Annotated in this window: 22 protein-coding genes; 10 read left to right on the top strand and 12 right to left on the bottom strand. The window is 62.8% G+C overall.

The features are described from left to right. Together H7C86_RS18205 and H7C86_RS18210 are read right to left on the bottom strand one after the other, a co-directional pair. Positions 1–1,875 (bottom strand): glycosyltransferase, encoded by a 1,875-nt coding sequence (locus H7C86_RS18205; RefSeq protein ID WP_037249282.1) that lies wholly within the window; start codon positions 1,873–1,875, stop codon positions 1–3. 75 nt (positions 1,876–1,950) lie between these two features. Beyond that, positions 1,951–2,757, bottom strand: a complete 807-nt coding sequence (locus tag H7C86_RS18210) for a glycosyltransferase (RefSeq protein WP_084324974.1) — start codon at positions 2,755–2,757, stop codon at positions 1,951–1,953. 145 nt (positions 2,758–2,902) lie between these two features. Between H7C86_RS18210 and H7C86_RS18215 the strand changes: the two genes are divergently transcribed. Then, the gene (locus tag H7C86_RS18215) at positions 2,903–5,113 is read left to right on the top strand and encodes a hypothetical protein (RefSeq protein WP_182261970.1); all 2,211 of its coding nucleotides are present in this window, start codon (positions 2,903–2,905) and stop codon (positions 5,111–5,113) included. Here the strand turns inward: H7C86_RS18215 and H7C86_RS18220 are convergent. Together H7C86_RS18220 and H7C86_RS18225 are read right to left on the bottom strand one after the other, a co-directional pair. Then, positions 5,068–6,048: a Gfo/Idh/MocA family protein gene (locus tag H7C86_RS18220; protein WP_019746438.1), complete on the bottom strand. Its 981-nt coding sequence runs from the start codon at positions 6,046–6,048 to the stop codon at positions 5,068–5,070. The two genes, H7C86_RS18215 and H7C86_RS18220, sit on opposite strands and share 46 nt — an antisense overlap. 3 nt (positions 6,049–6,051) lie before the next feature. Beyond that, positions 6,052–7,152, bottom strand: a complete 1,101-nt coding sequence (locus H7C86_RS18225) for a DegT/DnrJ/EryC1/StrS aminotransferase family protein (RefSeq protein WP_182261971.1) — start codon at positions 7,150–7,152, stop codon at positions 6,052–6,054. Positions 7,153–7,262: 110 nt separating this feature from the next. Between H7C86_RS18225 and H7C86_RS18230 the strand changes: the two genes are divergently transcribed. Together H7C86_RS18230 and H7C86_RS18235 are read left to right on the top strand one after the other, a co-directional pair. Then, positions 7,263–7,979 carry a DapH/DapD/GlmU-related protein gene (locus H7C86_RS18230; protein WP_042950322.1) on the top strand — a complete coding sequence of 239 codons (717 nt, stop codon included), beginning with the start codon at positions 7,263–7,265 and terminating at the stop codon, positions 7,977–7,979. 124 nt (positions 7,980–8,103) lie between these two features. Beyond that, the gene (locus H7C86_RS18235; protein WP_153211149.1) at positions 8,104–9,057 is read left to right on the top strand and encodes a lysylphosphatidylglycerol synthase transmembrane domain-containing protein; all 954 of its coding nucleotides are present in this window, start codon (positions 8,104–8,106) and stop codon (positions 9,055–9,057) included. A 7-nt stretch (positions 9,058–9,064) separates the two neighbouring features. Here the strand turns inward: H7C86_RS18235 and rfbB are convergent, their stop codons facing one another. After that, positions 9,065–10,066 carry a dTDP-glucose 4,6-dehydratase gene (gene rfbB, locus H7C86_RS18240; protein WP_151531479.1) on the bottom strand — a complete coding sequence of 334 codons (1,002 nt, stop codon included), beginning with the start codon at positions 10,064–10,066 and terminating at the stop codon, positions 9,065–9,067. 98 nt (positions 10,067–10,164) lie between these two features. Between rfbB and rfbA the strand changes: the two genes are divergently transcribed. The 4 genes from rfbA to H7C86_RS18260 are packed head-to-tail and all read left to right on the top strand — an operon-like array spanning position 10,165 to position 13,685. Continuing rightward, positions 10,165–11,040: a glucose-1-phosphate thymidylyltransferase RfbA gene (rfbA, locus tag H7C86_RS18245; RefSeq protein ID WP_029537391.1), complete on the top strand. Its 876-nt coding sequence runs from the start codon at positions 10,165–10,167 to the stop codon at positions 11,038–11,040. A 1-nt stretch (position 11,041) separates the two neighbouring features. Further along, positions 11,042–11,647, top strand: coding sequence for a dTDP-4-dehydrorhamnose 3,5-epimerase family protein (locus tag H7C86_RS18250; RefSeq protein WP_020968128.1), 606 nt, complete (start codon positions 11,042–11,044; stop codon positions 11,645–11,647). Between the two features lie 51 nt (positions 11,648–11,698). After that, positions 11,699–12,790, top strand: coding sequence for a S1C family serine protease (locus tag H7C86_RS18255; protein WP_182261972.1), 1,092 nt, complete (start codon positions 11,699–11,701; stop codon positions 12,788–12,790). 34 nt (positions 12,791–12,824) lie between these two features. Beyond that, complete coding sequence (locus H7C86_RS18260; protein WP_029254223.1) at positions 12,825–13,685, top strand: RimK family alpha-L-glutamate ligase; 861 nt, start codon at positions 12,825–12,827, stop codon at positions 13,683–13,685. Here the strand turns inward: H7C86_RS18260 and H7C86_RS18265 are convergent. Genes H7C86_RS18265 through H7C86_RS18280 form a run of 4 tightly spaced genes read right to left on the bottom strand, consistent with a single transcriptional unit; the run spans position 13,674 to position 18,230 of the window. Continuing rightward, entirely contained in the window at positions 13,674–15,221 is a 1,548-nt protein-coding gene (locus H7C86_RS18265) for an AMP-binding protein (protein ID WP_182261973.1), read from the bottom strand. The genes H7C86_RS18260 and H7C86_RS18265 overlap by 12 nt on opposite strands. Next, positions 15,218–16,456: a thiolase family protein gene (locus tag H7C86_RS18270; protein WP_020905787.1), complete on the bottom strand. Its 1,239-nt coding sequence runs from the start codon at positions 16,454–16,456 to the stop codon at positions 15,218–15,220. Before H7C86_RS18270 ends, H7C86_RS18265 begins: the two co-directional genes overlap by 4 nt. Next, positions 16,453–17,385 (bottom strand): fumarylacetoacetate hydrolase family protein, encoded by a 933-nt coding sequence (locus tag H7C86_RS18275; RefSeq protein ID WP_019746428.1) that lies wholly within the window; start codon positions 17,383–17,385, stop codon positions 16,453–16,455. Before H7C86_RS18275 ends, H7C86_RS18270 begins: the two co-directional genes overlap by 4 nt. A gap of 53 nt (positions 17,386–17,438) precedes the next feature. Further along, positions 17,439–18,230 (bottom strand): cyclase family protein, encoded by a 792-nt coding sequence (locus tag H7C86_RS18280; RefSeq protein ID WP_134998583.1) that lies wholly within the window; start codon positions 18,228–18,230, stop codon positions 17,439–17,441. 209 nt (positions 18,231–18,439) lie between these two features. Between H7C86_RS18280 and H7C86_RS18285 the strand changes: the two genes are divergently transcribed. Continuing rightward, complete coding sequence (locus tag H7C86_RS18285) at positions 18,440–19,048, top strand: TetR/AcrR family transcriptional regulator (protein ID WP_176450510.1); 609 nt, start codon at positions 18,440–18,442, stop codon at positions 19,046–19,048. 13 nt (positions 19,049–19,061) lie between these two features. Here the strand turns inward: H7C86_RS18285 and H7C86_RS18290 are convergent, their stop codons facing one another. The 3 genes from H7C86_RS18290 to H7C86_RS18300 are packed head-to-tail and all read right to left on the bottom strand — an operon-like array spanning position 19,062 to position 21,519. Beyond that, positions 19,062–20,045, bottom strand: a complete 984-nt coding sequence (locus H7C86_RS18290; protein ID WP_182261974.1) for an alpha/beta hydrolase — start codon at positions 20,043–20,045, stop codon at positions 19,062–19,064. A gap of 19 nt (positions 20,046–20,064) precedes the next feature. Then, entirely contained in the window at positions 20,065–20,991 is a 927-nt protein-coding gene (locus H7C86_RS18295; protein WP_182261975.1) for a PIN domain-containing protein, read from the bottom strand. Positions 20,992–21,045: 54 nt separating this feature from the next. Next, complete coding sequence (locus H7C86_RS18300) at positions 21,046–21,519, bottom strand: GtrA family protein (protein ID WP_276525119.1); 474 nt, start codon at positions 21,517–21,519, stop codon at positions 21,046–21,048. 63 nt (positions 21,520–21,582) lie between these two features. Between H7C86_RS18300 and H7C86_RS18305 the strand changes: the two genes are divergently transcribed. Next, complete coding sequence (locus H7C86_RS18305) at positions 21,583–23,016, top strand: FAD-binding oxidoreductase (RefSeq protein WP_003943934.1); 1,434 nt, start codon at positions 21,583–21,585, stop codon at positions 23,014–23,016. Next, positions 23,013–23,774, top strand: a complete 762-nt coding sequence (locus tag H7C86_RS18310; protein WP_019746424.1) for a decaprenylphospho-beta-D-erythro-pentofuranosid-2-ulose 2-reductase — start codon at positions 23,013–23,015, stop codon at positions 23,772–23,774. The genes H7C86_RS18305 and H7C86_RS18310 overlap by 4 nt, the downstream gene beginning before the upstream one ends. The last annotated feature ends 40 nt before the right edge of the window (positions 23,775–23,814 follow it).

Raw genomic sequence — 23,814 nt, forward strand, 5'->3', positions numbered from 1 at the left:
TCACTTCTCGTACAGTCGAGCCCAGTTCTCGCGGCTGGTGAGCTGCGGGAACTCGCGAGCGAATGCTTCAGCCACACTTGGCGCTTCGGCGAGGAACCGCTTCATGACGCCGGCGAGGCGACCGCTCATCTCGGCGGCCTTCTCGCTGTCGAAGCGGCGTTCACGCACGCCTCCCTGCGAAGCATCGGTGACGAAGACGTGATCGAAACGTCCGACGTGCCACCACTGCGCGTCTTCGTACGAGATCGCCACCGGACCCCGCTCGAGGTGATTGCGTGCCTGCATCACAGCGCGTTTCGCCAAAACGAGGTCTGTCCACAAACCGGGTTTCGGGCTCGGCGCAACACGACGGATCGGCAGCCTCCCCGGCAGCTCGGAGGCCGGGCGAGTTACCGTCTCGGGGAAGCGCTTACGTTCCTGGTTGATCGCGGCAAGCGCCTTCTGCCCACCGTCCGCCAAACCTGCCGGCCCCTCGAGAAATCCCTCGATCGCCCGGAGTTGCGTATGTGCAAGGCCGTACTGCAAACCCACGATCGAATGCGAAATGTCGCGGGAGAGCTGCTTCGCGAGGGTTTTGGGTGCAAACCCTGGGTCAAGCGCAGCGGTGATCAGTCCGTTGCGCGTACTGAAGTAGTGCGCAAAACCGTCGACGTCCTTCCAATAGAAGTCCGCGTGCCAGACAGCAGCCGACGGCAACGTGATGGTGGGAATCCCGGCCCGCCCAGCCCGCAAGCTGTACTCGACGTCGTCCCACTGGAAGAAGACCGGCAGTGGCAAGCCGATCCGCTCGATGGCTTCAGCAGGGATCAGGCAAGACCACCAGCCGTTGTATTCGGCGTCCACGCGACGTTCCGGCAGCTTCTCGAGCACACTCCGGTTGCGAACACCGTGCTCATCGGTCGGTACACCACGCTGAAGCGTGCCCAGATCGACGCGTTCACCTGAAGCCAGCAGGTAGTCGGGGTTGAACAGGAAGAGCATCTGGGCACCGATCAACGCCGGCTCCGTCGTCATGTTCGCGAACGCACTCAGTCGAAGAACCGATTCGGGTTCGCACAGAATGTCGTCGTCCATCAAGATCACGTCGGCGTGCGGCCCGGCCGCCGAAGCCTCGTACAGGCCCCGGGTGAATCCGCCGGCACCACCCAGATTCGCCTGCCGCAGATATTGCAACCGCGAACCGAACTTCTTCGACACTTCCTGGAACAGCTCACGGCTCTCTACCGGATCCGTTCCCTGATCGACGACGTACAGAGCGTCGAGCAACGCGAGTACACGCTCGTCGGACGCGAGGGCCTCGACCGTGCGCGCACAGTCGTCCGCACGATTGAACGTGCAGATCGCCACGGCTACCGGGCGAATCGACTCCGGCGAGACGACGGTCCATTCCACATCGTCGACCACTGCGCCGCCACCCTGCGCTTCGAACTGCAGCCACAGTGCCCCGCCGTCGACGAAAGTATCGAGCGGGGCGGTCATGGACACTCGCTCGTCGCCGGTCACGACGACGTTCGTCACGATACGTCGGTGGCCACCGATGTCCGAGGCCTGGATCTGGATGCGGCAAGCGGTATCGGCGACGACATGTGCAGTGACGGTGACCTCGGTGACATTGGTCCAGCGCTGCCAGTAGCTGGCCGGAAAACGACCGAAGAAGGTATTGGTGTGCGCGACCGCGCCCGGCTGAAGCCGCAACTCGAACCGCGATCGCGTCGACATACCGACCTTGGTCACCGCATACAGTTCGTCACTGGCGACGGGCGAAGTTCCGGTGAACAACGTCCGCTGCGCCAGCAGTCGATCCGACGTCGCGCTGCGTTCGATCAACTCGACTCCGGAATCGGACTGGTCATCGGTCGTGTTCACGGTATCCACGCCCCGCAGGGTATCGCGAATCCGCACCTCGGCGCCCCGGGCACCGAGACACACCAGGTCTACCCGCGATTACTCCTAGCGATCACTCACTGCAGCGGCCGCCCGCAGCTCGGTCTTTCGCCGACGAAGCGACAACAAACCCTTCGCCATCTGGATCACGTCCTTGGGCGAGATACGGCTCGCATGCGCCAGATGATCGTCGCTGAGTCGGATCGGGACCTCGACCGGGCGTACTCCGGCCAATTCGAGCGCGTAGTCCAGTTCGGTGGTGAAAAGGAAGCCACGCTCGGTCAACGAGGGTGCGATTCGACGCAGCAAGACACCGTCGACGATGAAAGTTCCCTGGGGATCGCCCGTGCGGGTACCCAGCACCACCCGTCGCAGCGTCGCGAATCCACCCGTCATCACCGAACGCAGCAAGCCACGTTCCACCTCTGATTCCGAATGAGCCTTCGAACCGATGACCACCGGCGGGACGGACCCTCGATCCGCCATCACGCGGTCGGCGCCTTCGATGTCACCGAAACCGAACGGAAGGTCGTCCGCGGTGAGCAACACGCGTCGTCCACGAGAAGCAAGCGTCCCGGCGCGAAGCGCTGCGCCCATCCCTTTGTCGCTGCTCATCGGCAGGAAGGTCACTCCAGGCCAAGACCAGGAAGCTGCCAGAGCAGCACACACGTCGGCAGTGTTGTCCGTCGAACCGTTCTCCACGACGATGATCTCGACCTGACCGGCGCTCTCGGCGGGGCGGTTGGTGAAGTAGTCGGCGAATTGACGCACCGTCGACTCCAGCACCTCGCCTGAGTTGTATGCGGGGATGATCACCGAGAGTTCCGGCGTAGCTGGTTCCCCACGAACGGGTTCCGTTCGCGATGTCGCCACGTCCCGATCTCCTTACTTCCCCGACTGCAGTTCGAACTCGTCGGAATACTACGCTCCGAGAAACAAGGCGCAGCCCAGGCTCCGAGAAAAAGAGCACGACCCAGGCTCCGAACAACAGCCATCGACTCGAAGACGAAAGCACATCGTGAAATCTGACTTACCGCTCGCACAACGCGTGGTGCCGCCAATTCTTCTCGCCGCTCTGGTGTCGATCGTCGCCGCCATCCCACTGATCTCCAATCGGTGGTTCTACTACTGGGACGACAGCGCAGCAGCTTTCACGCCTGGTTGGCACACGATCGGCGAGCGAATCCTGTCCGGGTCATGGCCGACGCTCATTCCCGAATTGTGGGCCGGCGGCAATGTCACAGCCGAAGCCCTTTACGGGACATACAATCCCGTGATCCTTCTGGATTCGGTTGCCATTGCACTCATTCCGAACCTGGGAATCGGAATCACCCTGGTCAAGATGCAATTCATGGCGATTCTCGCGGTAGGCGTTTATCTGGTGGCCCGCCAGTACGGCGCCAATCGGTCGATGGCTTTCATCGCCGGATTTGCCATGCCGTTCGCCGGATACACGCTCTATTTCGACGCCTCCAGTTGGGCGTCCGGGCTGATCGCCTTCGCCTGGATCCCCCACGTCTGGTGGTCTACCCGCGCCAGCGCCCTCGGCCGAGTGAACCCCCTGGTACCGATCGTTTTCGGCTATCTTGCGATGACCACCGGAAACCCGTACGGCGCTGTCGGTGTCGCGGTCGTCTACCTCGCTGTCATAGCGGAATGCATCGCAATCAAACGCGCAGGCAGCATCAAATCACTGATGATCAGCGCGGCAGCGATCATCATGATGTCGCTGATCGTGTATCTACCATTGCTCTTCACCACCGGCGTGTCGGTGCGTACTCAGTCCGGAATCGCGAACGACGGTTCGCTTCGACCCGATCTCGGTGACCTGCTCAACCTCTCCGGCCCGTCGAACCAGCCGTACGTCACCGCTTTCGCTTCGCCTGCCATGACGATTCCACTGGTGTACCTGGCCTGGTTCCTCATACCGCTCGCACCGTGGATTCAATGGAAGTCACTGAAGAAGTTGGGCCGCCACAGCGTCTCGCTGTTCGTATTCGGCGGAATCTACGTCGTACTACTTCTCGGACCGTCGAATCTGTGGCTGTTCCGTTGGCCCGCGCGACTGCTCGAGTACGGTCAACTGCCCGCAATCGTGGTCACGGCGGTCGCCCTCTCTGCCGGACTGCATCGTGATCGAATCCGGGCAAGATCAATCATCACCGCGGGATTGTTGGCACTTCAGTTCTATCTTGCCTGGTCGAATGTCCCGGAAGACATCGGTATTCACTCGGCATCACTGATAATCACCGTGGTTCTCACCGTCTTCGCGTTGGTCGTGGCCTACCGAAAGCCCCGCTACCTCGCCGGTGCACTCGCTGTCGGCATCGTCGTCGTGCTCAGTGCTCAGACCAATTTCTGGTTCACCGGAAACTACAACGTGACACCGTGGAAGTTCCCCAGGCAGGTGGCATTCCTGGAGTCCAAGTTCGAGGACCGTTACCAGGGAACCACTTTCGCGATTGCCGATCCCGTCAACATCCCGCCGGACAACGAAACCGGGCAGTGGGGTGACCTCCTGTTCGGCAGCGCCTGGCAGCCTGCCGGAGTCAATGCCGTCAACAGCTACGCCGGAATCAGCTACAACGATTTCGTTCAAGCACTGTGCTTGAACTACTACGGCGGCGTCCAGTGTCCGGACGGCGTCGACCGACTGCTCGCTGAATCGCCGGGAACGGGTGTGTCCTGGCTCGACGCGATGCGAGTCGACACGGTCGTCGTTCAGAATTCCGGACCGTACGGCGGAAAACGCGCCCTCGACGCCCTACCCGAGGGCGAGTGGACCGTATCGCCGGATCGGGTGGTCACGGTCGGCCATCGCACCACCGAGCATCAGTGGCCCGACGGTCGCGTATCGGCAACGACGCCTGGTCTCGACGTGCGTGGCGATGCCGCCGCTACGGACACCAGGGAAACCGTCGAATACACCGGATCAGGCACGGTCACATTCGCCCTGCTGGCCTGGCCGGGTTGGAGCGCGACCGTAGATGGTCAGACGGTCGAGACGAAGGCCAGCCCCGGCGGGTTGTTGCAGGTCGATCTACCGCCGAGCGCCGAATCCGGATCTACCCTCACCATCGAATTCAGTCCGCCCGGAAGTACTTTCGGGTGGACTGTCGCCGGCGTCGGACTGCTCCTGGCACTGTCTCAAGGAGCGTGGGCCTTCCGACGCCGACGCAGCGGTCAGGACGACAACGCTGCAGCCAACGCAGATTCCGTCACCTCGTGAACCGCGCGGTGAGCGGGCAGAATCGACGCTCGCTCACCGTCTGCGTCACCGGTGCCCTGCACCAATCCGAGGAAATGCGTCAGCTGCGCGGCAAGCGGTTCCTCGCTGTAGCGGATCGTCGGAATTTCGATGACCGTCTGCTGCTGGTAGCCGTCCCGATCGGTAGGCATGTTGTCGTCGATGTGCCGGTAGATCGTGATGTCGCGACGCAAGAGATCGATCTCGATGAGTCGATCGGCCTCGAGCAACGACAGCTGGCGAATCTTGCGCTGACTGATCCGGCTCGCGGAAATCGTTGCAACAGCACCTGATCCGAAGCGCAATACGGCGTCGGCGCAATCTTCCGACCGGTTCTGCACGGACGTCGGGTGGAAGTAGCCGAACTCCCCTTTTGCCAAACTGGGTTCCGAGCCGGCAAATCCGATGGCAAGGTCGATATCGTGAATCAGCAGGTCCGTCGCGACACCCGTCGGAATGCGGGAAACGAACGGCGAGTGACGGATACCGTTCACCTGCCACACATCGCCGGAGAACTCGCGGGCGGTGCGGACAGCGGGATTGAACCGTTCGAGCAGTCCACACATCAGGGGAACACCGGACGCGCGTGAACGATCGACCAGGTCGACGCTCTGCTCGTACGTCGCAGCCAACGGCTTCTCCACCAGGACAGGCTTACCCAGATCGAGAACCCGCCCGGCCAACTCGTAGTGCGCCGGCGTAGCAGCGGCGATCACGACGGCGTCGATACCGTCGAGCGAGTCGAAATCTGCAGCCCAACGCGTATCGAACCGCGCAGCAACAGCTTTGCCCTGCTCCTCGCGCGGCTCGATCAGCAGATCCAACTCGCACAGCGCCGACTGCGCGATGACCCGCGCATGCAGCGAGCCCATCTGACCGGATCCGACAAGAGCGATACGTGGCTTGCTAGCAGTCATTTTTCAGGCCTCCATGGCGCCGCGTACCGCGGCAACGATCTGATCGACGTCGCCGGCGGACAACGCAGCGTGGACGGGGATGCTCAGGCACCGCGACGCCACCGAAGTGGCCACCGGCGTCTCGTCGATGACGACGCGCGGATGCTCGCGGTAGCACTCGTAGTCGTAGACGGCCTTCGGGTAGTAGATGCCGCTACCGATGTCCTTCGCGGCCAGACGCTCACTCAACTGGTCGCGAGTGATCGGTGCGCCTTCGGCCAGCAGCAAGGTGAACTGATGCCAGACATGTCCACGACCGGACAGTTCGCTCGGCAGGATCAGTCCTTCGACGTCCTTCAGGCCGACACGCAAGGCCTCCGCATTCCGGCGGCGCGCCTCGACCTGCTGCATGTACGTCGCCATCTGGGGCAGAGCCAAGCTCGCCTGGAGGTCAGTCATCCGGTAGTTCTGGCCGACCATCTCGTACTGGTAGCGCGCCCGCATGCCCTGGTTGCGCAGGACCCGAAGTCGATCGGCGATCGCGTCGTCGTCGGTCGTGATCATTCCGCCCTCGGCGGTCGTGAGGTTCTTCGTTGCATAGAACGAGAAGCAACCCACACCGAAACTGCCGGCGCCTCGCCCGTCGTACGTCGCTCCGTGGGCCTGAGCGGCGTCCTCGACGACAGTCAGACCGTTTTTCGATGCCAGCGGCATCAATGCGCCCATGTCCGCCGACTGTCCGTACAGATGAACCGGCATCAGAACCTTCGTGCGGTCCCCGATTCGATCGGCAGCGACCGCCGGGTCGATATTGAAATCGGCCTCGGAGATATCGGCGAACCTCGCCGTCGCGCCTGCCTCGAGGATCGCGTTGAGCGTGGCCACGAACGTGAACGGCGTGGTCAGAACCTCGTCACCTGGCTGAAGATCCTGGACCTGCAGAGCCGCGATCAACGCCGTCGTGCCGTTGTTCACCGCCACCGCGTGTCGCGTCCCGACCAGCGCCGCGAACTCGTCCTCGAGCCGCTTCACCTTGGGTCCCTGCGCGACGATCCCCGATCGCAGAGTGTCCAGCACCTCGCGCTCGACTTCTTCCCCGAACGAGATACTGGATATCGCGATCACTGAGTTACCTCCGATAGATTCATCCGACCGTCGTCGGAACGAAATACCCCGACAACCCAGGAAGCGTATCGAAACACGATTCGATACTTCGAGAGGATTCCGGAACCCGCATGTCTGAACGAGCCGACTGCCACATCCATCCGACCGCCGTCATCGGCGCCGACGTACTGATCGGGGCAGGGGTCACGGTCGGACCGAACGCCGTGCTGACCGGCCCACTCGAGATCGGCGACGAGTGCTGGATCGGCGCGGGAGCGGTCTTGGGAGCTCCCCCCGAGATCCTCGGCGCGCTACACCCGACATCCTGGTCGGTCAGCGCCGGTCTGGGAATTCGAATCGGTGCTCGAACGACGATTCGCGAATTGAGCACCGTCCATCAGGGCAGCGAACGCCGCACCGAGATCGGCGAAGACTGCTTCGTGATGAACAGAGTGGGAATCGAGCACGACGTGCAGATCGGTGACCGATGCGTCGTGTCATCCGGCACGACGCTTGCCGGGCACGTCAGCGTCGGAAACAGCGTCAACCTAGGCATGCACACTGTCGCGCACCAACGCCGCATCATCGGCTCCGGATCCATGATCGGGATGGGAACCGTCGTGGTCAAGGACGTTCCACCCTTCTCGAAGGCATTCGGCAACCCGGTGTCGTTGAACGGTGTCAACCGGATCGGAATGAGCCGATCAGGTATCTCGGACGCGGATATTTCCGCAATCGAAGACCTCTACGCCGCCGGCAGCTTCGGCACGTCACCGGCCATTCCGGACTCACTCTCGGAAGCCTTCACCTGGTGGCGGGAACGCGCCGACAAACCGCTCGTGGTTTAGCGAGACAAATCCTGGTTGGTATCGTCTGCGAAATGACGAACGGGCGGGATGCAGGCGCGTGAGTACCTCTCCCGAATCTGAACAACCGGTCGAAGACGTCGAACCGGCCGCACAGCCGAACGCTCTGCGCGGCCTTCTCGTCAACGGGTTCAAGGTGCTCGTCACCCTCGCGATCGTCGTCGCGATCATCTTCGCGGTGAAGTCCCAATGGTCCGAGGTCAAGAACACGATCACCGAGCTGAACTGGTGGACGCTTGCCGCCTCGTCGGTGTTCATCTTCCTCGGTATGGGTGCCGCAGTGCGGGCCTGGCAGCACGCACTCGGCGCCCTCGAACAACCGATCCCGGCCTTCGACGCCGCTCGCGCTTATCTGGTCGGCCAACTCGGCAAGTACCTTCCCGGCAGTGTCTGGGCCTTCGTTCTGCAAACGGAACTCGTCAGGCGCGCCGGTGTGTCCCGTGCCGCAGGGTTTGTCGCAGTGCTGGTCACGGTGGGGTTGAGCACAACTTCGGCGCTGGTCGTCGGCCTCTTCGGTCTACCTGCCCTGTTCGAGGTCAGCACGGCGGCAGCGGTCGGCGTGATCATCCTCGTACCGATCGCATTGGTCTGCGCCTACCCGCCGGTGCTCACACGCCTGGTGAACCTCGCGCTGAAACTGCTCCGCCGCACGCCGCTGCACAAGCCGCTCACGATGCACAAGATTGCGCTCGCTTTGGGCTGGTGCGCAGCAAGCTGGGTGCTCTACGGCATCCAGTTGTGGTTGCTCGCGTCCAGTTCGGCGGGCTTCGAAATCCGTGGGCTCGTCCAGTGCATCGGCGCTCTCGCCCTCGGTATGTGCGCGGGGGTCCTCGTCTTTGTCGTCCCGTCCGGAATCGGTGTCCGCGAAGCCGTCATCGTCGCAGCGCTTTCACCGTTCATGGATGCCGGCGTCGCGCTCGGCCTCGCACTGGCGTCGAGGCTGCTGTTCACCCTCTGTGAGGTCTTTGCCGGCGTCGTGGCTGCGTTGTCGGGATCACGGGGCCTGCGCAATGCACTCGTGCACGAGCGCTCGCGGGTGCCGGACCCCACCAAAGCCTGACGTTCGGTCAGACCACTTTCTCGGACGCGGAATACTGCGTCTCGACGCCGGCCTTCTGCGGACGCCACCACTGCTCGTTGTCGCGATACCACTCGACGGTGGCTTCCAGTCCGCTTCGGAAATCGCGGTACTGCGGCTTCCACCCAAGCTCCTGCTGCAGTCGCGTCGAGTCGATCGCATACCGCAGATCGTGACCAGGGCGGTCGGTGACGAAGTCGAAATCGTCCGGCTTGCGTCCGAAAATTTCGAGCAGAGCCGCAATCACCGTCCGGTTGTCGGTTTCACCGTCGGCGCCGATCAGATAAGTCTCGCCGGACTTTCCGCGGTCCAGGATGTCCCAGACGGCGCGGTTGTGGTCTTCGACGTGAATCCAGTCGCGGACGTTGCGACCTTCCCCGTACAACCGCGGACGCACCCCGTCGAGCAGATTGGTGATCTGGCGTGGGATGAACTTCTCCACATGCTGGTACGGGCCGTAATTGTTGGAGCAGTTGGAGATGGTGGCCGCGATCCCGAACGAGCGCACCCAGGCACGCACGAACAGATCACTCGACGCCTTGGACGCCGAGTACGGACTCGACGGGTTGTACGGTGTCGTCTCCGTGAACTTCGCCGGATCATCCAGTTCGAGGTCGCCGTACACCTCGTCGGTGGAAATGTGGTGATAACGGACCCCGTGTGAACGCACTGCCTGCAGGAGCGAGAAAGTGCCCATGACGTTGGTGCGCAGAAACGGTTCGGGGTCGGCGAGGGAATTGTCGTTGTGGCTTTCGGCGGCGAAGTGCACGACTGCGTCGGAGCGCGAGACAAGATCGTCGACCAGCGGCTCGTCGGCCACGTTGCCGTGAACAAACGTGATCCGGTCCTCGACGGACGCCAGGGACTCGCGATTTCCGGCGTAGGTCAGAGCGTCGAGAACCGTGACTTCCGCGTCGGGACGCGTCGACACCGTCTGATGAACGAAATTGGCACCGATGAAGCCGGCACCCCCGGTGACCAGTAGTCGCACTTCATCTCCTCAGGTTCATCGAACGAACTCCCACTTTAGCGGCAGAATTCGCCATGTCCCGTTTGCATCGGCGGGCAGGAGTGCAGGACACTGCACGCATGCGCGGAATCATTCTGGCCGGTGGCACCGGGTCGCGGTTGCACCCGATCACCCTCGGAGTGAGCAAGCAACTCTTGCCTGTCTACGACAAGCCGATGATCTATTACCCGCTCTCCACTCTCATGCTCGCGGACATTCGCGACATCTTGATCATCACGACTCCACACGACGCCGAGCAATTCCGACGAGTTCTCGGCGACGGCTCACAATTCGGTGTGAATCTCACGTACGCGATCCAGCACGAACCCAACGGCCTCGCAACGGCATTCACACTCGGCGCGGATCACATCGGATCGGAATCCGTGGCTCTTGTCCTCGGCGACAACATCTTCTACGGCCCCGGTCTCGGAACTCAACTCAGGCGTTTCTCCGATATCGACGGTGGCGCCGTGTTCGCTTACTGGGTATCGAATCCGACCGCCTATGGCGTTGTCGAATTCGACGACTCGGGTCGAGCAGTGTCCATCGAGGAAAAACCGACGTCACCGAAATCCAATTACGCAGTCCCTGGCCTCTACTTCTACGACAGCGACGTCGTCGACATCGCACGCACGCTGAAGCCCTCTGCGCGTGGCGAATACGAAATCAGCGACATCAATCAGCGCTATCTCGAAGCAGGCAAACTCACCGTCGACGTCCTCCCCCGCGGAACGGCGTGGCTCGACACCGGAACACCCGATTCCCTGCTCGAGGCTGCAAACTACGTGCGGACCATCGAACACCGCCAGGGTCTCAAGATCGGTTCACCCGAAGAGGTCGCGTGGCGTCAGGGATTCATCGACTCCGACCAATTGCGCACTCAGGCAGAAGCATTGGGCAAATCCGGGTACGGCGACTACCTACTTGAACTGATCGAGCACGGCAAGGAATGGTGACGTGGAAATTCGTCCACTGAAGATCGCTGGAGCGTGGGAGATTACGCCGAAGCAGTTCGGCGACCACCGCGGCGTCTTTCTCGAATGGTTCAAAAGCTCTACCTTCACCGCCGCGACCGGCCGCACACTCGACCTGGCCCAGGCCAACTGCTCCGTTTCCGAAGCCGGCAGCCTCCGCGGGATCCACTTCACGGACAATCCGCCCGGACAGGCGAAATACATCACCTGCGTGAAAGGTGCCTTCCTCGACGTTGTCGTAGACCTACGGGTCGGATCACCGACCTTCGGCGAGTGGGATGCGGTGGTGATCGACGACGTCGATCGACGAGCGGTGTTCCTGGCGGAAGGCCTCGGCCACGCGATCCTTTCACTCGAAGACGGATCGACAGTGATGTACCTGTGCAGCATCGAATACTCCCCCAACCTGGACCGCGACCTCGATCCCTTCGATCCTGAACTCGCGATCGAATGGCCGAAGACGGACCGTAATGGCGACCCCCTGACCTACGAGCTCTCCGCAAAGGACGCCGCCGCACCGTCCCTGGCGACGCTCCGCGCGGACGGTCTGTTGCCCGGTTTTGTGGCCGAAGATTCGCCGAATCGGTAATCTTCACCTTTCACACTCGATGGGATGACGACCGGCGGGACGGACGGCTGGATGACCACACGTGCGGGCAGACGCGGTCTGTGGACGGCCGCCGTTCTCGCAGCCGGACTCGGCGCCCTCGCACTGGTCGCACCGCCTCTGACTCCGGGCACGATCGAGTCCGCCCCCGTCACAGTCATCACCACCACCCCACCGGCGCCGGTTGTTCCGCTCACCCCGGAGGAGCTCTCGGCCCAGGTGGTCCCCACCATCGTCACCATCACCGCGCCGGCCGGATTCACCACCACCGCCGGAACCGGGATCGTGCTCTCCCCTGACGGAGTTGTGCTCACGAATCACCACGTCATCAGCGGAGCCTCGGACGTCACTGCCGTCAGCATGTCCAACGGACTGATCTACGACGCCGAGATCCTCGGGTACGACAGCGTCAGCGACCTTGCCGTCCTTCGACTCGCGGGCGCCACGGATCTGCCGGTGGCTGTGGTCGGCAAATCAGCAGAAGCCACTCGTGGGGATGCCGTCACCGCAATCGGAAATGCGGAAGGCGGCGGAGTACCCGTCCCAGCTCCCGGCGTCATCACCAACCTCGGTGTCACCGTCAACACCCGCAACGTGTCCGACGGATCGCGAAACCAGTTGAAGGGCCTCATCGAGGTGGACGCGGACATCCGGCCTGGCGATTCCGGTGGCCCCCTGGTCAATGCCGTTGGCGAGCTGATCGGCGTCAGCAGCGCGGGCAACGCCGTCACCGACCGCACCGAAACCTCGCCGGCGCCTCAGTCCTACGCGATACCGATCGACACCGCGCTGCCGATCGTCGAGCAGGTACTCAGTGGCCGCTCCTCCGAAACCGTGCGTGTGGGACCGACGCCCGTGCTCGGTGTCGCGGTGAAGGATCACGCGGAGATGCCGGCCGGCGCGGAAGTTGTTGCCGTGAGCTTCGATTCGCCGGCCGAGCGGGTGGGGCTGATCAAAGGTGCGGTCATCACCGAGTTCGGTGGCAGCCGGATCGCGTCGTCCGCTGATCTCAACGCGGCGATGAGCTCGCGCCGCCCCGGCGACACCGTCGCAGTGACGTGGGTGGACGCAACGGGGCAACCCGGGACCGGTTCCCTGGTCCTCGACGAGGGGCCACCTCGCTAGTCGTACAAGGCGCCAGCCGTGAAAGCATCGTGGCATGACCACGGTTCTCCTGCTCACCTGTGACGGCGCCGCCCGCGAGGCGGATGTCGAAAGCAAACTCGTCATGGAAGCTCTCACCTCCTACGGCATCGCGTCGACGATGGCGCCGTGGTCGAGCCCGTCCCTCCTCGATATCGACGCCGACCTGGTTCTGATCCGGTCGACCTGGGACTACACCCAGCGCCTCGACGAATTTCTTGCCGTTCTCGATCAGCTGACCGCCCCGATCGCCAACCCGCTCCCGATCGTCGAGTGGAACGCCCACAAGGGATACCTCACCGAACTTGCCGCGGCCGGCGTACCTATCGTCCCAACCGCTGTGATCGCTGCCGGAAAGAGCGAAACACTCACCCTCCCTTCGTTCGAGGGTGCCGACGTCATCGTCAAGCCTGCAGTGTCCGCCGGCGCTGTCGGAGTGGGAAAGTTTGCCGCCGGGTCCGAGCAGGCCCACGCTCACCTCAGTTCAATCCTCGAGAGTGGCAACGACGCTCTGGTCCAGCCCTTCATCTCGGATGTCGTAGACGGCGAGCGCTCGATCATCCACCTCGGCGGACGCTACTCCCACGCCGTCCGGAAGATCCCGGCCACCAACGACTTCCGCGTGCAGGAGTTCCACGGCGGAACCAACCACGTCCACGAACCGTCCACCGCCGAACTCGCGGTGGCCGACGCGGCGCTGGCCGCAGCCCCTTGCGGTCCCGGCGAATTGCTTTATGCGCGTGTGGACGTCGTGGGGCCGGTGGATCAACCACTGCTCATGGAAGTGGAATTGATCGAGCCCGAACTCTTTCTGCCATTCGCCCCGGGATCTGCCGACGCCCTCGCACGGGCAGTTGTCGCGTCTCTAGGTCTGTGAAGCGCCTCGGAGTGCCTTCTTGTCGACCTTCCCCAAAGCAGTGAGCGGCAACGCTTCCACAATTGAAATCTCCTTGGGCGCCCAGATCGGGCCCTTGTGTGATCTCACGTGTGCGACGAGCTGCTCGGGCGTGACCGACCATCCCGTCTTCAGCACGACTGCCGCGGTAACCGCTTCTCCCCATTGAGGATCGGGGACACCGAATACTGCACAGGCGGCCACTGCGGGATGATGTCCGAGTGAGTCCTCGACTTCGCGCGGGTAGACGTTGAATCCACCACTGATGATCGTGTCCTTGATGCGGTCGACGATCGAGATGAGCCCAGTTTCGTCGATCCGAGCAACGTCGCCGGTGTGCAACCACCCATTCGCGAGCGCTGCAGCGGTTTGTTCAGGTTTGTTCCAATAGCCGTCCATCACGAGCGGACCTCGCACACAAAGCTCGCCGGGTACGCCCGTCGCGGTCTCGTTTCCCTGCTCGTCGAACAACACCACTTCGACACCTGGCATCGCGCGCCCACAACTCCCCAGAACTGCGGGATCGTCCGTGTGCTCACGTGTATCGAGCACCGTCAACGCATTCGGGGCTTCGGCCTGACCGTAGTGCTGGCTCAGGATCGGCCCGAACACCGCCCCTGCCTGCGCGAGCCTGGTGGGGTCGATGGGTGCAGCACCGTAAAGCATCCAGTTCAGCCCGGACAGATTCGCATCCGACAGGCGTGGATGGTCGAGCAAGGCGTAGAGCATCGTAGGAACGACGAATGTAGCTGTGACTCCGTCATTTTCGATTGCGTCGACAACCCTGTCCGGGTCGAACGACCTGTGCAACTCGAAGCTTGCACCTCGCTGCAGACCGGGTGCGACGAGCAGACCGGCAGCATGAGACATCGGCGTGGTGAGCAGCATGGTGGTATTAGCCGGCCACTCCCACGTGGTGCAGGCCCAGGCATTGGCGACCAAAGATCGGTCCCTGAGCATGACGCCCTTCGGCTCACCGGTAGTTCCACCGGTGTAGAAGAGATACAAAGCTCGACCCTGACCGCCGAAGCCTGAACCTGTTCCCGCCGTAGCCAATTCACACGCTGATTCGAGGGCTGACAGTGACATCACTCGAGTCTGCGCCGCTTCGGCGCGCGCCTGGAACTGTCCGTCGGCAACCAACAGGAGATCGGTACCACTGTCTTTCAGCACCATCCTGTCGTTCTCTTCGGTCGCGAGCGGATGGAGGGCCGTGTAGCGCACGCCCGCCAGACACGCTGCCGCCATGACCGTGAATGCTTCAGGACACGGACCCGCAAGCAGGGCTACCCCGCCTCCGTCCGGCAGAGCGAGGCTACTGAGGACACCTGCAATCCGCTCGATCTGTTCCGCGGTCTGCCGATACGTCAGCTCGGCCCGATCACCGTTCCGATCCGTGAATCGAAACGCGATGTGGTCTGGTCGGCGTCGCAGCGCCGACAGAATCAGATCCGCATATCCCGCTTGCTCGTGCAAGCCTGGCGCCATCGGTTCATCGTTCATCATGTCCGCGTTCATCGTGGCCCTCCCAAGATCGTGACCGCGGCGACGGCTTCCTCGATGCCGTAGAGACCTCCGCCGTTCTCTGCGACCGCGATTCGAGCCCCGGGAACCTGTCGCCGCGCTGCTTGTCCACGCAACTGCGTGACAAGTTCGAAGACCTGCGCTAGTCCCGTTGCCGAGACCGGATGACCACGGGATTCGAGCCCACCTGACGGATTGACCGGACGCACGCCTCCCAATGAACTCGCACCGGACGCAGACCACGCGCCGCCCTCACCGATCGGGCAGAACCCCAAATTCTCGACCTGCTGTACTTCACCGAAGGCCGTGGCGTCGTGGACCTCTGCCACATCCACATCGCCTGGCCCGACTCCGGCTTCCTCGTATGCGCTCATTGCCGCTCGGCGACCGATGTGACTCTCGACGTCATCTGCGGCCCGATCCGTGCCTGACACCAAGCTGCAACCGAGTACCCGCGCCGCCCGCCGAGAGGAATCATGCCTTCGCGCAAAGTCTGCAGTCGTCACAACAATTGCCGCCGCACCGTCACTGACGGGCGAACACATCGGAACGGTCAGAGGCCACGCGACTCGCCTCGCGGCAAGCACCTCGTCGACAGTGAAGGGTTTGCGAAAGTGCGACCACGGATTGTGCACGGAATGCGCATGATTTTTGGCTGCTACGGACGCGAGTTCGAACTCGGTCGTTCCGAATCTCTCCATGTGCGCCCGAGCAAGAGAAGCGTAGATCTCCATGAACACCGACCGCTCACCCTGCGATCCGAGTTCACCCGGCACCGGAGCGGAGAGTGAGGCAAGGCCGGCGAGCGTCTCGTCGCGATGCGCAACGTCGAGTGCACCGTCGAACACCTCCAGACTTCGAGCGGGATCCGAGCACACCAGCTTGTCCACCCCGACCGCCAATGCGACCTCGGACAGACCGGCGCGAACGTGGGCGATCGCCAGCCAGAGTGCCGTTGCCCCGCCGGCGCAGGCATTTTCGACATTGACGACCGGGACTCCACCGAAACCGTAAGGCCTCAAGGCAATCTGGCCTGGGATCATGTGCTGCCGGTCGATCGCCTTCTGACTGACGGTCGCGTAGAAGACTGCACCGACGTCACCGCGGGTCAGGCCCGCGTCTTCGACGGCGTCGATCGCTGCACGCCCCGCCAATTCCGAGGCCGAGGTATCCGCGTGCCGCCCGAAGGGAGTCGCGCCGACACCGAGAACCATGACTTCGCCGCTCACGCCACCACTCGATTCCTCAATACACCGAGGCCGGCGACCTCGAGTTCGACTACGTCTCCCGGTTCGAGGAACCGCCCGTGTTCCAAGCCGCATCCACTCGGCACGGTGCCGGAACAGAAGACTTCACCCGGGTACAGCCGCGTGGAAGTCGAGGCGAACGAAATCACGTCCTCGAAACGATGGTCCATGTCGGCGCTGGTTCCTCGGCTCACCTCGTCTCCGTTGATTCTCGCGGTCATCTCGAGCTGGTACGGGTCACCGACTTCGTCGGCCGTCACGATCCAGGGGCCGAGGACATTCGCGTTCGAAAAGTCCTTGCTCTTACTGAGACCGAGTCCGGTGGAGATCTCCTCGAGCTGAGTATCGCGGGCGCTGAAATCGTTGAAGATGGTGTAACCGAAGATATGCGCAGGGGCATCCGCTCGTGAGATGTCGCTTCCACCGCGCCCCAACACACAGGCGAATTCGAGTTCGTAATCGCGCAGGCTCGAGTACTCGGGCCACACGACCTCAGATTCGTGTCCGGTCACCGCCAATCGGTTCGCTATGTAATACAGCGGGCGCTCCAACTGGATCTTCGGCAGTTCGACGTCCTCGAGTGCGACCCCTTGAATTCGGGCGCGAGCGTTGCGGAAGTGATCCATGAAGCAGCCGAAGTCTCGGATCTGGACCGGCTGAGGAAGCGGCGACATCCAGCGCACATCACCCGCGTCGACGATCGCACTTGCCGGCTGCTCGTCTGCGAGCCGATCCAGGATCTCCCGTGCCGCCGGACCACCTTCGATGATGGTTTGCATGGTTTCCAGTTCTGGAGCCGGTTTTCCCGTCACATCATGATGAGCTCGCTCGAGTAACAACAGTTGCTCGCCGCTGCCCGTCACCAGAGCCGTCTGCTGGGTCTTTTCGTACTCGACGGTCGCAAGTTTCATTGTGAATCAATACCTTTCACTGAATTGTTCGTTAGGTGAGGCGGGAATTCTGCTCAGACGAACGCGACCACACGAGCCGGGGCAGCGCTGGCTCGCGCAAGCTTGATCGGGAAAAACGCCACGTGAAATCCCGAGGGCGGAAGCGCGGCGAGGTTCGACAGCTGCTGAACGATGAATACTTCACGTTCGCGTCCGGCCCGGTGCCCGTCCCAGAGAACCGAGTTGTCGCCGGTGTCACGAAATTTCTGCGCCATGACTGCAAAGCTCAAGTCCCAGCCGCCAGCGTCGGTGCCCAGCACCTTTGCGCCTTGCTCGGCGAGAAATAGCGTGCCTTCGCGACTCATCCCTGGATACTGAAAGAACCCTGGATCGGCCAAGGTGAAGCTCTCTTGTCCGGTACGGAGCAACACGGCACCACCCTGGGGAACGGACGCACCGTTTTCCGCCAGGGCAGCCTTCAGCGCGTCCACCGAGATCGGCTGATTCGCCTCGCACCGGCCGCGCAGGTCGAGCACCACTGTCTCGCAGAATAATTCATCCAACGCGATGTCTGTGATCGTGCGAGAAGGCTTACCCTCCGAGGTTGATCCGTAGTGCAACGGCGCGTCGACGTGTGTGCCCAGATGGCTGTTGAACTCACTCAACATCTCCGATCCCCACCCCTCACCGTCCGGAAGATCATGAATTCCGCACTGCAGTGCTGCCGCGAACTCGTCGCGTCCGGCACCTGCGGGGTGCGAGTAGGTCACCGAGGGGGCAACGACGGAAGCCAGTGCCTTCAAACCCTCGGGGAGCAGTTCCCGATCGGCCGGATCGAGAGTTCTAGTCAGATCGATGAGTTCCATGTCCGCCCATTCCGTTAAGTTATTGGACGCTCAGCATAGAACTGGACGATCAACATAGGCAAGAGGGTGTCGCGAGAGGAATACGACCGGCCGATGGCCGGCCTCGTAGCATGAGTGCGGTGCGCAGGTCTCGGCCCCGACGGGCACGTCGACGTCACCGCGTGCCGGAATTGGCTGCACTCGAGAACGAAAGAAGGCAGGAACACCGAATGGCGTCGACACGCAAGCAGGAGATTTCCGAGGAAACCAGACGGCGACTGGTGAAGGCCGCGGCCGAACTGGCTGCGGAAGGCGGGTCGGCCGCTATGTCCGTACAAGCCGTGGCGGAAAGATCCGGCATCAGCCGAGGGTCTGTGGCCTGGCACTTCGGATCGAAAGACGGGCTTCTACGAGCCGTCGTCGAAGACGCATTCCGGTGGGGCATGGAGAAGTTGCGCGCAGAGTTGGCATCATCCTCGGCGACCGGAATCGAAGCATTGATCGAAGCCAACTTCGTGTTGATGTCGTACCCCGAGGCACGAATTTTCTCGACCATCTTGATCGAAGCCGTGATTCCCGGGTCCACCATCCGCGAGACCTACGCAGAGCAGTACGTCGCAATGCGAACGCTGTACGCGGACTACCTGCGTTCGATCGACACCCCGGTCGCCAATCCGGAGTTGGTTGCCGTCACCCTTCTGGCCGGCACTCTCGGGATCAACCTCCAACATCGCCTCGATCCCGAGAACGTCGATCGACGGTCAGCAGTAACCGAGCTCGAATCGATCTATGCCCGCGCAATGGCACCTACCGCAACGCCAGGGCACGAGAATCCCTAACCGGACCGGAAGTTCAACTTCCCGAACAACTTTCGCCCGCAGCGTGGGGCGGGACCGCATCGAGCCTGGCGCGAATGAACCTGGCAACGTCACGTAGCGCGGCCCGACTCTCCGGCAAGCCAGGCCAGACGGCGGGAAACGCGTGAACCTGGCCGTTCCAGATCTGCAGCGAGCACGGCACCCCCGCGGCGGCGAGCCGTTGCGCCATCACCTCCGAATCGACTCTGAGCACCTCGGATTCGGCGGCGATCAGCAACGACGGCGGCAACGCGGCAAGATCGCCGTCGACGGGCGAGTTCGTCTGTCCGCCAAGCTTTCCGATCGCCATCAATGCCGACACCGGGGCGATCACGTCGCGTCGAGCGTTGGCATGGACCGATTTGGTGGTGCAATCGAGATCGAGGAGCGGTGAGAGCCCGACCAGGCCGGCCGGAACCTCGAGCCCCGCGGAAACTGCTGCAAGCGCCGTCGCGAAGACCAGGAAACCTCCGGCCGAATCACCAACGAAGACAACCTTTTCCGGAAAAGCTCCCTGTTCGAGAAGCCACCGGTATGCATCGAGGCAGTCGTCGACGGACCCGCTGATGCTCGTACTCGGCAACTGCCGATACGCGATGTGCAGGACCGGAAGGCCGGTTCGCTTGGCGATGCCGGCAACGACCGGCCGATGCGTGTTGAGCCCGCAGCACATGAACCCGCCGCCGTGCAGGTAGAGAACTACACCCTCGCGCAGATCAGCCGTCGAGCCTGCCGTGCGCACGAGTTCACCGTCGAAACCTGGAAAACGAATCGCTTCCCTATCGATCCCGGAGGGAATGCGTACACCCGCGGCCGAGTCCAGAACTGCGGCGCGGCGCATTGCGCCAGGCGTCAGCGGCGCGATCCCGACCACGGGCCGAAGCATCCATCGACACGCGTTGTAGAGGACCTGCGATTCGATACTCGGCCTGCCGTATCGAGTTCCGGTCCTACGACTGACTGTCGGCAACAGAGACATCTGTCCAGATTAGAAGCGATCAGGCACCGAAGAGGTCGACTTCGTCGAGATCGTCGACGATCGTGACCTTTCGTTTCCGCCCGCCGATGACCTTGCCCAGACCGCGCAGTCCACCGGACTGAGCTTTCGGGGCGGGTTCGATGCGCTGCGGCGCAACTCTCGTCCGCGCTGCGCGCTGTACGGGCTTGGGTGCGGGAGCTGATGCCGGTGCCTCCGGAACGACGGGCGCCGCCGGAACCTCGGGTTCGGGAATCTCTGTTGGAACGACCGCTTCCGGCTCCACGAAGCCCTGAGCAACCGGGGCCTCGGGCGCGACCTCAGCGACCTCAGACACCTGCTCCACCTGCACCGGTCCGTCGATCACCGGGATGTCCGACGCCCAGCGGACCCGATACTCGAGGCCGCGCGACGCCAGTTCACGTGCGAGATCCGCGTGCCAGACCCCGTCTTCGCCGTCGCCGTATGCCCGTGCGTCGGAGCTCACCCAGATGACGTCGACCTCCGGGTTGCGGTGGGCGAGATCGAGCACGGTCAGCCAGTTCAGCGTGGCCGGGTAGCCGTCTCGCTTCTTCTTGTCGGTATAGGGCCGACGCAGCGAGATCGCCCTCTCGGCCACCTCGAGATGCGACACGTCGACTGGATCGACCACTTCGACGCCGATCGCCACGAGGTCTTCGATCACGTCGTCGACGTAGCCGTCGGCCTTGTCGTGAGCCGCGTCGACGAACCTCGTGAGGTCGCGCCGCAACCCCAGTCGGTCGTACATGCGCGCCTGGACGCTCAGGGCCGCGATCATCTCCGCCGATTCCTCGCGGTAGCGGCTCGCAACTTCGAGGACGACCAATCGCGGCACGACGACGCGGTGTCCGAGTGCGCGAGCGTCGGCGATGGCGGCGTCGAACCGTGCGCCCCTGGTCAGGGCCGAAGAATCGAGAACGATGATCATGGGGTCGATTCTCTCTCGAGAAACCGGACGAATGCGCTAATCCACCCCGAACCGTTACTTGATCTTGAAGATCACTGCCCGCTGAACGATGAAGTTGATGACCGTCGCGGTGCCCTGCGCGATGACGAAGGCCAGCGGTGTCCGCCACCAATGCTCGTCGAAGACATGGACCATCAGTTCGTTGAGTCCGACCTGAACCGCAAAAGTGACCGCGTACAGCGCGACCACAGCGATGAAGCGGGCGCGAGAAGGCTCGGCCTTGAACGTCCACCGACGATTGATGAGGTACGCCGTCGTGGTGCCCGCAACGAAGCTCAGCGATTTTGCGGCGACGCGCGGCAACCCCAACGCGAGGAGCAGCACATACAGCCCGTAGTCCACGACAGCCGACAGCCCACCCGTCGCGACGAACCGGACGATCTGCGTTTTCAGGTCCATCGCGTCGTCGGCGATGTCCGTCGTGACAGGAATCTCGACGGGCAGCGGGACATGGGGTTCGTGCTGGTGACTTGCAGGTGTTTCGGGCACGACGACGAGAGTAACCACTCGAGTCGGAGCCGTCGGCACTACTCCCAGGTAACCTCTACCTTGATGTCCACGACAGCAGAAGAGACGCCGCAGCCGGCTCTCCACACCCAAGCCCGCACCCTCACCGGTTGGGGACGCACCGCCGCCACCACCGCACAGGTGCTGTCCACCCCCGACGTGGAAGTGATCGCCAACGCGGTCGCCCAGGTTGCGGAACAGAACGATTCCAAGCCATCGCATCTGCGACGCGGCGTCATCGCGCGTGGCCTCGGCCGCTCGTACGGCGACCCGGCGCAGAACGCCGGTGGGCTGGTCATCGACATGAATGCACTCAGCCGCATTCATCGCATCGATCGCGACACCGCCCTGGTGGACGTCGACGCCGGTGTGAATCTGGATCAGCTGATGAAGGCTGCTCTGCCGTTCGGCCTGTGGGTTCCGGTCCTGCCGGGTACTCGCCAGGTCACGATCGGCGGCGCCATCGGATCGGACATCCACGGCAAGAACCACCACAGCGCAGGTAGCTTCGGCAACCACGTCGTGTCGTTGGATCTACTGACGGCCGACGGCAAGGTTCGCACGCTCACCCCCAAGGGCGGGCGCAACGACCCGAAGGCCGCACTGTTCTGGGCCACGATCGGCGGCATGGGCCTGACGGGCATCATCTTGCGGGCAACCATCAAGATGACACCGACCGAGACGGCGTACTTCATCGCCGACGGCGACGTCACCAACAGCCTCGACGAGACCATCGCGCTGCACAGCGACGGCAGCGAGGCCAACTACGAGTACTCGAGCGCCTGGTTCGACGCGATTTCCGCGCCCCCGAAGCTCGGCCGTGCGGCAGTCTCGCGCGGATCTCTGGCGAAGCTCGACCAGCTTCCGGCCAAGCTGCAGAAGAACCCGCTCGCCTTCGATGCGCCGCAGTTGCTGACGTTCCCCGACGTCTTCCCCAACGGGCTGGCCAACAAGTTCAACTTCACCGCGATCGGTGAGGTCTGGTTCCGCAAGTCCGGCAAGTACCGCGGCAAGGTCCAAAATCTGACGCAGTTCTACCACCCGCTCGACATGTTCGGTGAGTGGAACCGGGCGTACGGATCCAACGGATTCCTGCAGTACCAGTTCGTGGTTCCGCCGGAGGCCGTCGACGAATTCAAGAAGATCATCGTCGACATCCAGCGCAGCGGGCACTACTCGTTCCTCAACGTGTTCAAGCTGTTCGGCGAGGGCAACCAGGCGCCGCTGAGCTTCCCGATCCCGGGCTGGAACATCTGCGTCGACTTCCGCATCAAGCCGGGCCTGAACGAGTTCGTCACCGAACTCGACAAGCGTGTCCTCGAATTCGGTGGGCGCCTGTACACGGCCAAGGATTCGCGGACGTCCGCGGAAACTTTCCACGCCATGTACCCGCGCATCGACGAGTGGATCGCGACGCGCCGCAAGTACGACCCCACAGGCGTTTTCGCCTCCGATATGTCCAGAAGGCTGGAACTGTGATCAACGCTGTAGGTAACCCGCAAACCGTTTTGCTTCTCGGTGGAACCTCCGAGATCGGCCTCGCCATCTGTGAGGAATACCTGAAGAAGGCGCCGCTCCGCGTCATTCTTGCGGCACTTCCCGGGGATCCGGGACGCGAAGCTGCGGTCAAGCAGCTCGAAGCGAAGGGTGCCACCTCGGTGGAGCTCATCGACTTCGACGCCGTTGATTTCGAATCGCACCCGAAGGTGATCGACCAGGCGTTCTCGAACGGGGACGTCGACGTCGCGATCGTCGCCTTCGCACTGGACGGTGACTCCGAAGAGCTGTGGCAGAACCAGCGCAAGGCGGTTCTGGTCGCAAACGTGAACTACACCGCGTCCGTCTCGGTCGGTGTACTTCTCGGCGAGAAGATGAAGGCTCAGGGCTTCGGCAAGATCATCGCGATGTCGTCGGTTGCCGGCGAGCGCGTCAAGCGTGCCAACTTCGTCTACGGCTCCACCAAGGCAGGCCTCGACGGTTTCTACCTCGGACTCGGCGAGGCTCTCGCGGAATTCGGACCGCAGGTCACCGTCGTCCGTCCCGGCATGGTGCGCACGCAGTTCAGCGCCCACGTCAAGGAAGCTCCGCTGACGGTCAACAAGGACATCGTCGCGAAGCTCGCTGTTGCCGCCTCGGACAAGGGCAAGGAAATCGTCTGGACTCCCGGCCCGTGGCGCTTCGTCATGATGGGTCTTCGCCACGTGCCGCGCCCGATCTTCCGGAAGTTGCCGGTTTAAGCTCCTCCCGTGCCAGAAACAACAACTGCTCCGAGTACAG

Source organism: Rhodococcus sp. UFZ-B548, assembly GCF_903819475.1.
Taxonomy (GTDB): Bacteria; Actinomycetota; Actinomycetes; order Mycobacteriales; family Mycobacteriaceae; genus Rhodococcus_F; species Rhodococcus_F erythropolis.